Source organism: Pseudoxanthomonas sp. F11 (genome assembly GCF_037046485.1).
Lineage (GTDB): Bacteria > Pseudomonadota > Gammaproteobacteria > Xanthomonadales > Xanthomonadaceae > Pseudoxanthomonas_A.
This window is the reverse complement of the sequence record NZ_JBANLZ010000003.1, coordinates 200,790-212,200: the sequence shown is the minus strand read 5'-3', so window position 1 is coordinate 212,200 and position 11,411 is coordinate 200,790. Positions and strand designations below refer to the sequence as shown.

The 11,411-nt window shown below is 68.5% G+C and carries 12 protein-coding genes and 1 pseudogene; 8 read left to right on the top strand and 5 right to left on the bottom strand.

The window, feature by feature from the left end; translation table 11 throughout:
* The first annotated feature begins 8 nt into the window (after window positions 1-8).
* From V8246_RS11525 to V8246_RS11515, 3 genes are read left to right on the top strand one after another with little or no spacing between them, the layout of a single operon-like run.
* Complete coding sequence (locus V8246_RS11525) at window positions 9-143, top strand: hypothetical protein (RefSeq protein ID WP_260618863.1); 135 nt, start codon at window positions 9-11, stop codon at window positions 141-143.
* On the top strand, window positions 140-718 hold the full coding sequence (locus tag V8246_RS11520) for a cytochrome c oxidase assembly protein (RefSeq protein WP_336189266.1): 579 nt from the start codon (window positions 140-142) through the stop codon (window positions 716-718). The genes V8246_RS11525 and V8246_RS11520 overlap by 4 nt, the downstream gene beginning before the upstream one ends.
* Before the next feature lie 27 nt (window positions 719-745).
* Complete coding sequence (locus V8246_RS11515) at window positions 746-1,624, top strand: cytochrome c oxidase subunit 3 (RefSeq protein ID WP_336189265.1); 879 nt, start codon at window positions 746-748, stop codon at window positions 1,622-1,624.
* A 126-nt stretch (window positions 1,625-1,750) separates the two neighbouring features.
* Here V8246_RS11515 and V8246_RS11510 read toward each other — a convergent pair whose 3' ends face one another.
* The gene (locus V8246_RS11510; protein WP_162108604.1) at window positions 1,751-1,972 is read right to left on the bottom strand and encodes a twin transmembrane helix small protein; all 222 of its coding nucleotides are present in this window, start codon (window positions 1,970-1,972) and stop codon (window positions 1,751-1,753) included.
* Window positions 1,973-2,061: 89 nt separating this feature from the next.
* On the opposite strand from V8246_RS11510, the gene V8246_RS11505 reads away from it, so the two are divergent.
* The 4 genes from V8246_RS11505 to cyoE all read left to right on the top strand — a co-directional run bounded on the left by V8246_RS11505 (window position 2,062) and on the right by cyoE (window position 5,731).
* Window positions 2,062-2,796: an SURF1 family protein gene (locus tag V8246_RS11505; protein ID WP_336189264.1), complete on the top strand. Its 735-nt coding sequence runs from the start codon at window positions 2,062-2,064 to the stop codon at window positions 2,794-2,796.
* Between the two features lie 253 nt (window positions 2,797-3,049).
* Window positions 3,050-3,622, top strand: a complete 573-nt coding sequence (locus V8246_RS11500) for a hypothetical protein (RefSeq protein WP_336189262.1) — start codon at window positions 3,050-3,052, stop codon at window positions 3,620-3,622.
* A 25-nt stretch (window positions 3,623-3,647) separates the two neighbouring features.
* Complete coding sequence (locus V8246_RS11495) at window positions 3,648-4,793, top strand: COX15/CtaA family protein (protein WP_336189515.1); 1,146 nt, start codon at window positions 3,648-3,650, stop codon at window positions 4,791-4,793.
* Window positions 4,793-5,731 carry a heme o synthase gene (cyoE, locus tag V8246_RS11490; protein WP_336189261.1) on the top strand — a complete coding sequence of 313 codons (939 nt, stop codon included), beginning with the start codon at window positions 4,793-4,795 and terminating at the stop codon, window positions 5,729-5,731. The genes V8246_RS11495 and cyoE overlap by 1 nt, the downstream gene beginning before the upstream one ends.
* Before the next feature lie 152 nt (window positions 5,732-5,883).
* Here cyoE and V8246_RS11485 read toward each other — a convergent pair whose 3' ends face one another.
* Complete coding sequence (locus V8246_RS11485; RefSeq protein ID WP_336189260.1) at window positions 5,884-6,378, bottom strand: sulfur transferase domain-containing protein; 495 nt, start codon at window positions 6,376-6,378, stop codon at window positions 5,884-5,886.
* A gap of 10 nt (window positions 6,379-6,388) precedes the next feature.
* A complete protein-coding gene (gene dnaG, locus V8246_RS11480) occupies window positions 6,389-8,119 on the bottom strand; it encodes a DNA primase (RefSeq protein WP_336189259.1) in 1,731 nt (576 codons plus the stop codon).
* A 71-nt stretch (window positions 8,120-8,190) separates the two neighbouring features.
* Between dnaG and dld the strand changes: the two genes are divergently transcribed.
* Window positions 8,191-9,879, top strand: a complete 1,689-nt coding sequence (dld, locus tag V8246_RS11475; protein WP_336189514.1) for a D-lactate dehydrogenase — start codon at window positions 8,191-8,193, stop codon at window positions 9,877-9,879.
* Between the two features lie 124 nt (window positions 9,880-10,003).
* Here the strand turns inward: dld and V8246_RS11470 are convergent.
* Together V8246_RS11470 and V8246_RS11465 are read right to left on the bottom strand one after the other, a co-directional pair.
* Window positions 10,004-10,855, bottom strand: a pseudogene (locus V8246_RS11470) (YihY/virulence factor BrkB family protein); the annotation flags it as partial.
* Window positions 10,856-10,913: 58 nt separating this feature from the next.
* Window positions 10,914-11,408, bottom strand: a complete 495-nt coding sequence (locus tag V8246_RS11465; RefSeq protein ID WP_336189258.1) for a GNAT family N-acetyltransferase — start codon at window positions 11,406-11,408, stop codon at window positions 10,914-10,916.
* Between the last annotated feature and the right edge of the window lie 3 nt (window positions 11,409-11,411).

Genomic DNA, 11,411 nt, shown 5'->3' with positions numbered 1-11,411 from the left:
CTCGCGCCATGAACGCCCCCGTCCTGACCCCCGAGGAAGTCGCGCGCCGCCGCAAGGCGGTGCTGCGGACCGCGTGGGTGATCGGCGGCATCGCCTTCGCCATCTTCGTGGCCTTCATCGGCCGCGCGGTGCTGGGCGCATGAGCGCGTCCCCGTCCAACTCGGCCGGGCTGTTCAAGCTGGTGGGCGTGGCCGTGGCCGTGTTCGTGCTGACGTTCTCGCTGGTGCCGCTGTACCGCATCGCCTGCGAGAAGGTGTTCGGCATCCGCCTGGAGCAGGGTCCCGGTCAGGCCGCCGCCGTCGCGGCCGCCAAGGCCAGGCGCACGGTCACCGTGCAGTTTGACGGCGGCGTGAACTCCAAGCTGCCCTGGGCCTTCCATCCCGAGCAACTCACCATGCAGGTGGTGCCCGGCGAGCTGTACGAGGCCAAGTATTTCGCCCGCAACGACAGCGAGCGCCCGATCGTGGGCAGCGCGGTGCCGTCGGTGGCGCCGGCGCGCGCGTCGGGCTATTTCACCAAGACCGAGTGCTTCTGCTTCACCGCCCAGACCCTGCAGCCCGGCGAAAGCCGCGACATGCCGGTCCGCTTCATCGTGGATCCGGACCTGCCGGCGGAGGTGAAGACGATCACCCTGTCGTATACCTTCTTCAAGAACGATGCACTGACCGCGCAGATCGGCAAGGGCCATGCATCGCCCTCGCCGCTCGCGGCACCCTGATCACGCTCAGCAACCGGAAGCCACGCCATGGGACAAACCCATTCGCCAGACGCCAACATCTACTTCGTGCCGCACAGCTCCAAGTGGCCGTTCGTGGGTTCCATCGCCATGTTCGTCACCATGGTCGGCGTGGCCAGCTGGCTGAACGACATCTCGTGGGGCATGTGGACCTTCTACGCCGGCGTGCTGATGCTCTGCGCCACGCTGTTCATGTGGTTCGGCGACGTCATCCGCGAGTCGGTGGGCGGCAACTACAACCGCCAGGTGGACGTGTCCTTCCGCATGGGCATGGTGTGGTTCATCTTCTCGGAAGTGATGTTCTTCGCCGCCTTCTTCGGCGCCCTGTTCTACGCGCGCACGCTGGCGCTGCCGTGGCTGGGCGGCGAGGGCGACGGCGTGATGACCAACAGCCTGCTGTGGGAAGGTTTCACCGCGGCGTGGCCGAGCGCCGGCCCGGGCCAGGTGGGCGGTCAGTTCCAGACCATTCCCGCATGGGGCCTGCCGCTGCTCAACACGCTGATCCTGCTGACCTCGGGCGTGACCATCACCATCGCGCACCACGCGCTGAAGGCCGGCAATCGTAGTCAGCTGCTGATCTGGCTGGGCGCCACCGTGCTGCTGGGCTGCACGTTCCTGTTCTTCCAGGCCGAGGAATACATCCACGCCTACAAGGAACTGAACCTGACGCTGGGCTCGGGCATCTACGGCTCCACCTTCTTCATGCTGACCGGCTTCCACGGCCTGCACGTGACCCTGGGCACGATCATGCTGGCGATCATCTGGTTCCGTTGCGCGAAGGGCCATTTCAGCAAGGACAACCACTTCGGCTTCGAGGCCGTGGCCTGGTACTGGCACTTCGTGGACGTGGTGTGGCTGGGCCTGTTCCTGTTCGTCTACGTGCTGTAAGAGCCGGGATGGTGATTCGGGATTCGTGATTCGCACGTGCGGATCACGGATGTGCAAAGAGCGACGGTGGACCGTCGCTCTTTGCTTTTGCGAATCCCGAATCCTGCTGCCGAATCCCGGTCGGCGTCAGCCGGGATTGACCCCATGCGGCTGGATCCAGCCCATCTTGATGGCCAGCACCACCAGCAGGATCAGACCCACGGACAGGGCGATGCGCCGGGTCAGGGCGTTGACGGTGCGCTTGCTCTCGCTCTTGTCCACCAGCATGTAGTACAGGCCGGCGCCCAGGTTCCACACGATAAGGATGAGGAAGGCGATGATCAGCAGGGTTTTCAGCGAGTCGTTCATGGCGTCCTCGGCGGGGCGCGGGCAATGAGGCCGGCATTATCGCTTCCCCGGCGTGAGCCCGGGGTGGGTGCGACATTCGGACGCAGTCCATGAGCCGGCGCATGCCGCTGCCGATCGGCTGGACCCTGGCCGTACTGGCCATGTCGCTGTTCGGCAGCCTGGGTGCCTGGCAGTGGGGTCGGGCCGAACAGAAGGAGGCGATGTTGGCCGAGACCGGGCGCGTGCTGGCCGAGCGTCAGCCGCAGGCGCTGGCGCTGGCCGCGGATGCGTCGCGGCGGCAGGCCTACGATTGGGTGATGGGCGAGGGCGAGTTCCTGCCCGGCCCCGCCATCCTGCTGGACAACCAGACGCGCGACCGCCAGCCGGGCGTGCGCGCCTACCGCGTGTTCCTGCCCGCGGGCGGCGGCGAGCCGCTGCTGGTGGAACTGGGTTGGCTGCCCGTGCCCGGCGACCGCACGATGCCGGCCGTGGCCCCGCTGCGGGGCCCGCAGCGCATCGCCGGCCTGCTGGTGCCGCCACCGTCGGAAGGCATCGCCCAGGCCTCGCCCACGCTGTTGGCGGACGGCAACCTGCTGGTGATCGCGTTGCAGCGGGAGGCGCTGGCGCAGGCGCTGTCCCTGCCGGCGCTGGCGCCGCGCGTGCTGAAGCTGGACCCGGACCTGCCGCTGGGCTACGCCCGCGATCTCGACATCCTGCCGAACACGCTGCCGCCGGAACGCCACGTGGGCTACGCGGTGCAGTGGTTCGGCTTGAGCGCTGCGGTGTTCATCACGGCGCTGGTCCTGACCTGGCGCAGCCGGCGGGCCGGTAGACAGGGCCGGTAGACATCTTCGACCCGCCATGCCCGGACGCTCTGGAAACGCGATCGGCTTGCAGTGAGCCTGCCGGCCTCCGTTTTCCACGGCAGGCCGGGCTGCCGTGACGGGTCGATCATTGCCAAGAGCCTGGTTCGACAGGCTCACCACGAACGGCCATCGAGCGGCCTTGTACGACATCCAGCGGGCTTGGCCTGCGGGACCGTGTTGTTCGGCGTCGGCATAGGGGCAATGAGCGCCCGGGCATGAGAAAATGCCGCCCATGGACCCCAAACCATTCGATCCCGCCCAGCGGCGTCGCGGGCGGTGGATGCTCGTCGGCCTGTTCGCTCTGTTCTTCGGCACCGTGTTCGGGGCCGGCATGCTGCGCTTCTCCGGCTGGCAGCCTGCCGGGCACAAGAACCATGGACAGCTGCTGCAGCCGCCCGCGGATGCACGCGATCTGGCCCCTGCACTCGCCGATGGCGGTACGTACGCCTGGCAGCCCGCCGAGCGCCGCTGGCGCATCGTGGCCGCACCCGCACCCGGCTGCGCGGACGCGTGCCTGACCTTGGCGCGGGACCTGGACAAGGTCTGGCAGCTGTTCGGCCATAACGCCGACGAAGTCGACATCCTGTGGATCGGCGACTACCCGGCGCAGGCGCCGCGCCACACGGCGCTGCGCCAGATCCGGGCCGACGATCCCCTGCGCGCGCGCCTTCCGCAGGTGGACGATGCCGCCGGCACGCCGGTGTACGTGATCGATCCCCACGGCTTCGTCATCCTGCGCTACGCCCCGGGCTTCGACCCTGGCCACCTGCGTACCGACGTCGCCAAGCTGATCAAGCTCATCTGAGCTCCCGAACGAACCGCAGACCATGATGAATGCTGTTGCGCGCCCCGTGATCTACCGACATTTCCACCGCATCGCCTGGCTGGCGGTCGCGCTGACGCTGTGCGTCGTCGTGTTCGGCGCGTTCGTGCGCCTGTCCGATGCCGGCCTGAGCTGCCCGGACTGGCCGACCTGTTACGGGCGCGCTGCATGGCCGAAGGCCGTCGACGAAGCGGCTTCGCACGTGGCCAGCGAGATCCGTCCGTTCGAGACCCACAAGGCGTGGCGCGAACAGGTGCATCGCCACATCGCCGCGTCGCTGGGCGTGCTGGTGCTGGTGCTGGCCGTGCTGGCCGCGCGCCGTCGCCGCTGGGGTGTCGCGCAGATCCTGGCGGCCGCCGGGCTGGTCGGTGCCGCCATCCCGCTGTACATGCATGGCGAACACGTCGCCGCGTCGGCGCTGGCGATCCTCGGTGAAGCCATCCTGCTGTTCGCAGCCCTGCGCTGGTCGAACATCGACCTGGCGCGCGCCGCCACCCTGACGCTGGCGGTGATCATCTTCCAGGCGCTGCTCGGCATGTGGACGGTGACGTGGCTGTTGAAGCCCATCGTGGTGATGGGCCACCTGCTCGGCGGCCTGACCACGTTCTCGTTGCTGGTGTGGATGGCGTGGCGCGCGACCGACCGGCCCATCACGCTGGCCGACGCCCGGGTGCTGCGGCGCTGGCTGACCGGCGGCCTGGTGCTGCTCGGCATCCAGATCGCGCTGGGCGGCTGGGTCAGCGCCAACTACGCAGCGCTGGCCTGCGGCCTGGATTTCCCCAAGTGCGTGGGCCAGTGGCTGCCGCCGGCGGACTTCCGCGAAGGTTTCGTGCTGTGGCGCGGCATCGGCGTGGACTATGAGGGCGGCGTGCTGGACGGCGCTTCGCGCATCGCCATCCAGTTGACCCACCGCGCCATGGCGGTCGTCGTGGCGTTGTACGTGCTGGCGCTGGCGCTGCGCCTGTTCCGCACCCCGGGCATGCGCGGCTGGTCGCTGACGCTGATCGTGCTGATCGTCGCGCAGGTCACCCTGGGCATCCTCAACGTCAGGCTCAACCTGCCGCTGCCGGTCGCCGTGGCGCACAACGCTGGCGCCGTGCTGCTGCTGTTCACGATGGTCTCGCTGCTCGCACGCCTGCGCAGGCCGGAATGATGGCCTCGACGCTCCGCCAGTACTGGGACCTCACCAAGCCGCGCGTGGTGGCGCTGATCGTGTTCACCGCGCTGGTGGGCATGTGCCTGGCCATCGAGGGTCTGCCCGATGGCGGGCAACTGCTGCGCGGCGCGCTGGGCTTCCTCGGCATCTGGCTGGCCGCCTCAAGCGCCGCCGCCATCAACCAGCTGCTGGATGCGCGCATCGACGCGAAGATGGCGCGCACCTCGTGGCGTCCGCTGGTGCAGGGCCAGGTGAAGCCGTGGCAGGCGCTGGCGTTCGCACTGGTGCTGGCCGCGCTGTCGATGGCGATCCTGGTGCTGTGGGTCAACACGATTACGGCCATCCTGACCTTCGCGTCGCTGATCGGTTACGCGGTGGTGTACACGGTGTTCCTGAAGCGCGCGACGCCGCAGAACATCGTCATCGGCGGTATCGCCGGCGCGGCGCCGCCGCTGCTGGGCTGGGCCACGATGACCGGCATGCAGGGCGAGTGGGACTGGCCGCACGCGCTGCTGCTGGTACTGATCATCTTCGTGTGGACGCCGCCGCATTTCTGGGCGCTGGCGATCTTCCGCCGCGAGGACTATGCGCGCGCGCTGGTGCCGATGCTGCCGGTGACGCACGGCGTGACCTACACGCGCTGGCAGATCCTGTTCTACACCGTGCTGCTGGTGGAGGTGACCGTGCTGCCGGTGGTGTTCGGCATGAGCGGCTTCTTCTACCTGGGCGGCGCGCTGGTACTGGGCTCGGTGTTCCTGTGGTACGCGTGGCGCCTGCTGAACCCGCCGGACGAGTTCTTCGCCATGCGCGTGTTCAACTACTCCATCGTCTACCTGATGGCGCTGTTCGCCTTCCTGCTGGTCGACCACTGGGCGATGCCGCTGCTGCGGCCGGCCGCCTCGGTGGGCGGCATCGCGTTCGTGCCGGCGGGGTGATGCTGCTGTAGCAGCGACGTGAGTCGCGACCGCTCCTGATCGGCGCTTCTTCTGCTTGGCTCGTGCGATGCCGTTGCCGCGCTTCCGCACGAACGAACTTGAAACGTGGCTTCGTCCGTGCGGTCGCGACTCACGTCGCTCCTACAGACCCCTCAGCGTTCCGGCTTCGCCAACCGCTCCCTCACCACCGGCTCCAGCGACTTCAGTCCGGCCGCACGGCCCAGGGTGAGCGCGGCTTCCGGCGATGCGCCATCGACCTGGACGGCCGCCAGCGCCAGCAGCGCACCGACGCGGTTGCCCGAGGCGCAATGCAGCAGCACTTCGCCGTCGCGTTCTTTCAGCAGGGCATGCAGGGCCGCGGCGTTCGCTGGCGTGATGTCGTCCTTGCCGGCGATCGGCAGGGCGATGTAGTCCATGCCGAGGCGACGCACCTCGGCGGCCTGGTCGTAGCCGCGATCTTCCTGGGGAGCGCGCAGGTCGATCACCGTGCGCACGCCTTCGGCCTGCAGGCGCGCAAGATCGTCGCGCGAGGGCTGGCCACCGGTATGCAGCCCGGGTCGGGGCTGGACGAAATCGTGGGCGGTGACGGCGAAGGACGCTGCGCACAGCAGCGCGGAGAGCAGCAGGGATGATGCGGTGCGTTTCATCACGGAGTCCTCAATGGCGGCCGATGCGGGCCTGCAGCAGCGTACGCAGTTCGTACTTGTCGGCTTCGTCCAGCCCGATATTGCGTTGCTTGGCCTGCAGTTCGTCAAGGCGCTGCTGCAGCATCTGCTTCTCCAGCTGAACCGCGGCATCCAGGACCTCCTGCCGCCAGCCGTCCTCGTCGCCGGGCAGGTCCTGCATCGCCAGCTTCTGCAGCGCGGTGGCCTCGTCGCGTTCGGCGAAATGCTCCAGCAGCACGCCGGTGGTGATGTCGGGGCGCGCATGGACCAGGGCCAGCAGCTCCAGCAGCAGTTCCATGCCCGGCAATCGAAGGCCCGAGAAACCATGCGTCGATTCGATCGCCAGGGCCAGCGCGGGCTTGTGCAGCAGGCGCACGATGATGTGGCGGACCAGGCTGGGCTTCTGGCCCGGCTTGGCAGCGGATGCGCGCCGTGCCGGTGCCGGCGCGGGTGACGGCGTCGCCGTGCCCGCGCCCACGCCCGTCACGACCGTCAGCTGCTGGCGCATCAGGTCGCCGAAGGCGCCATCGGGAATCTGTGCCAACAAGGGGCGTGCGCGCTCGGCAAGACGCGCCTTGCCGTCCAGCGTGGACAGCTTGATGTCCTTGCCCAGTTCCTGGAAGAAGAACTCCGACAGCGGCATCGCCTGCTGCAGGCGCGCGTCGAAGCCCGCCGCGCCTTCCTGCCGCACGATGGTGTCGGGGTCCTCGCCATCGGGCAGGAACAGGAAGAAGGCCTGCCGCCCATCTTTCATGCGCGGCAGTACCGATTCCAGTGCGCGCCACGCCGCGCGCTGGCCTGCGGCGTCGCCGTCGAAGCAGAAATACACGTCGGGCGCGTTGCGGAACAGCAGCTCGGCGTGCTCCGGCGTGGTCGCCGTGCCCAGCGTGGCGACGGCCTCCTTCACGCCGAACTGGAACAGCGAGACCACGTCCATGTAGCCCTCCACCACCACCAGCCGCGCGATCTTCTGGTTGGCCTGCTTCACCTGCCACAGGCCGTACAACTCGCGACCCTTGTGGAACAGCGCGGTCTCCGGCGAGTTGAGGTACTTCGGGCCATCGTCCTTGTGCAGCACGCGGCCGCCGAAGGCGATCACGCGGCCACGCCGGTCGTGGATGGGAAACATCACCCGGTCGCGGAACTTGTCGTAGACGTGGCCGCGGTCGTTCTTCGAGAACAGGCCGGCGCGGTCGAGCAGCTTCATCCGCCGCTCGTCGGTGCCCAGCGCGTCCTTCAGCGCGGAATAGCCATCCGGCGCGTAGCCGATCATGAACTGCGTGCGGATCGCCGCATCCACGCCGCGGCCATCGAGGTAGGCCTTGGCCTTCTCGCTGCCCTCCAGGTTGCGCTGGAAGAAGCGCGCGGCCGCTTCCAGGGCGTTGAACAGGTCGCGGGTATCGTTGTTCTCGTTGCGCTGCTGCGTCTCGCGCGGCACTTCCATGCCGTTGCGGCGGGCCAGTTCTTCCACCGCGTCGAGGAACTCGAGGCGGTCGTAGTTCATCAGGAACGACAGCGCGGTGCCGTGCGCGCCGCAGCCGAAGCAGTGGTAGAACTGTTTGGTCGGCGACACCGTGAACGAGGGCGAGCGCTCGTCGTGGAACGGGCAGCAGGCCGAGTATTCCTTGCCCTGTCGCTTCAGCGGCACGCGCGCGCCCACCACCTCGACGATATCCGTCCGGGCGAGCAGTTCGTCGATGAAGGCGTCGGGGATGCGGGCCATGGGCCACATAGGATGCCATGCCCGGCCGGGCCGCCGGGGTCGCGCGCTACCATGCCGCCATGCCTGCGACGATGCCCTCCGACGACGCCCTGCTGGCCCGACTGCGCGAGGCCGTGGGCGCGGCGCACGTCCTGACCGGTACGCGGGCGACGCGCCGCTACCGCAAGGGCTACCGTTTCGGCGACGGACCGGTGCTGGCCGTGGTGCGCCCCGGCACGCTGCTGGCCTTGTGGCGCGTGCTGGAGGCCACGGTGCAGGCCGGGCGCATCGTGCTGATGCAGGCGGCGAACACCGGGCTCACCGGTGGTTCCACGCCGGATGGCGACGACTACGACCGCGGCATCGTACTGGTCAGCACCCAGCGGCTGGCCGGCGTGCAGGTGATCGAAGACGGCCGCCAGGTGGTCTGCCTGCCGGGCGCGACGTTGGACGTGCTGGAAAAGACGCTCGCTCCGCTGGGGCGCGAACCGCATTCCGTCATCGGCTCCTCCTGCATCGGGGCCTCCGTCCTCGGCGGCGTGTGCAACAACTCGGGGGGCGCGCTGGTACGGCGTGGCCCGGCCTACACCGAGCTGGCGCTGTACGCACAGGTGGGTGCTGACGGCGTGCTGCGGCTGGTCAATCATCTCGGCATCGCCCTGGGCGACACGCCGGAGGAGATCCTGACGCGGCTGCAGGCGGGCGACTACACGGCGACGGACATCGCCCGCGATGCCGCCCGCGCGGCTTCCGACCGCGGCTACGCGACCCACGTGCGGCAGGTGGATGCGCCGACGCCGGCGCGCTACAACGCCGATCCGTCGCGCCTGCATGAGGCGTCGGGCTGCGCGGGGCGGCTGGCCGTGTTCGCGGTACGGCTGGATACGTTCGAGAAGGACGAAGCCGCCGTGTTCTACATCGGCAGCAACGATCCGGACGACCTGACGGCAGTACGACGCCACCTGCTGACCGCCTTCGAGCGGCTGCCGATCTCCGGCGAATACCTGCATCGCGACGCCTTCGATATCGGCGACCGCTACGGCAAGGACACCTTCCTGTTGATCGACCGCTTCGGCACCGACCGCGTGCCGGCGGCGTTCGCCCTGAAGAGCCGCATCGACGGCTGGTGCGAGCGGTGGGGCCTGCGCGGCCTGACCGACCGCGTGCTGCAGGCGGTGTCCGGATGGTTGCCCGATCACCTGCCGCCACGTCTGCGTGATTTTCGCGCGCGCTACGAGCACCACCTGCTGCTCAAGGTGTCGGCACAGGACGCAGGTGCCACGCGCGATTTCCTCGACCGCTTCTTCGCCGACCGCGAAAGCGCATTCTTCGCCTGCGATGCCGATGAGGGGCGCAAGGCGTTTCTGCACCGTTTCGCCGTCGCCGGCGCCGCCGTCCGGTATCGCGAAGTGCATCGCGACGCCGTCGAGGACATCGTCGCGCTGGATGTCGCCCTGCGCCGCGACGACCGCGACTGGGTGGAGATGCTGCCCCCCGCGCTGGCGGACACCATGGTCGCGCGTCTCTACTACGGACACTTCTTCTGCCACGTCTTCCACCAGGACTACATCGTGCGGCGGGGAACGGATCCGCTTGCGGTGGAGCACGCGCTCTGGAAGCTGCTGGATGCGCGCGGCGCCGAGTATCCGGCCGAACACAATGTGGGCCACCTCTACCACGCCAAGCCGCAGCTGGCCGCGTTCTACCGCGGGCTGGATCCCACCAATACCTTCAACCCCGGCATCGGGCAGACCAGCAAGCGGGCTGATTGGAAGGAGTGAGGAGTGAGGAGTGAGGAGTGAGGAGTGAGGAGTGAGGAGTGAGGAGTGAGGAGTGAGGAGTGAGGAGTGAGGAAAAGCGGCTTTCGCTCACTTCTCACTCCTCCCCACTCACTTCTCGAACTCTGCGCTCGTCGATCACCGCCGTGATCAGCGCCCCGGCGAAGAACACCACGCTGGCGTAATAGATCCACACGAGCATCAGCACCAGCGCGCCCATCGAGCCATAAGCACTGCCGGGCGCCGCTTCGGCCAGGTAGAGCCCGATCAGGTAGCGCCCGCCTGCGAACAGCAGCGCCGTGATGACGCCGCCCAGGAACGCCTGCCTCCACGTCACGCGCCGGTCCGGCAGGTAGTGATAGAAGAAGGCGAAGGCGAGCGCGTACAGCAGCAGGGTACTGGTGTAGCCCAGCAAGGGCAGCAGCGACGGCAGCCTGGCGAAGGCCACCTGCAGCGCCGTGGTGGCGATCATCGACACGATCAACAGGAAGCCGATGGCCAGCACCACGCCCAGCGAGAACACCCGCTTCTTCAGCCACGCCATCAGGCCATTCAGACGCTGCGCGTCGGTGCGGAAGATCAGGTTCAGCGCACCCTGCAACTGGGCGAAGACCACGGTCGCGCCCACCAGCAGCAGCGCGGTGCTCCACAGCCCCGCCAGCGAGCCCAGGTCGGGGCGGGCGTCGGCGTTGCGGATGACGGTCCTGGCCACGGCGGCGGCATCGGAGCCGGCAAGCTGGCCAATCTGGTCCAGCAGCGACTGCTGAGCGGGCGGGTACAGCGAGGCCGTCAGCCACAGCAGCAGGATCAGCAGCGGCGCCAGCGAAAGCAGCGCATAGAACGACAGCGATGCGGCCTGCGTCATCAGGTCGGTCTCGATGAAGCGGCGCATCAACGCCACGGGGAGGCTGCGCTCGGCGCGCGCACCCAGCCGCTGCAGGTGTTTCCGGATCGCAGGAAGGCGGACAGGCGTGTGCATGGGCCGAGGGTGGCCCGCCGCGTGTCAGCGCTTCGTTAGCGCGGCGTCGTCAGGACGTTCAGGTGGACGCGTCCGCCAGCGCGCGCAGGGCCTCGCCGCTGACGCGCTGCACGGTCCATTCGTCCATGCCGGTGGCGCCCAGGCGGCGATAGAAATCGATCGCGGGCGTGTTCCAGTCCAGCACCGACCACTCGAAGCGGCCGCATCCACGGTCCACCGCCAGGCGCGCCAGATGCACCATCAGCCGCTTGCCCAGCCCCAGGCCGCGATAGCGCGGATAGACGAAGAGGTCTTCCAGGTACAGCCCCGGCTGCCCTAGGAAAGTCGAGAAGCTGTGGAAGAACAAGGCGAAGGCGGCCGGCGTGCCGTCGGCCTCGGCGATGACGACTTCGGCGGCGGGGCGCGGGCCGAACAGGTGCTGTTCCAGCAGGGCGGGCGTGGCGACGGCTTCGTGGGCGAGTTTTTCGTACTCGGCCAGGCCGCGGATGAAATCGAGGATCTGCGGGATGTCGGCGCGGGTGGCCGGGCGCAGGATGATCTTAGGCGTCTCCATGGC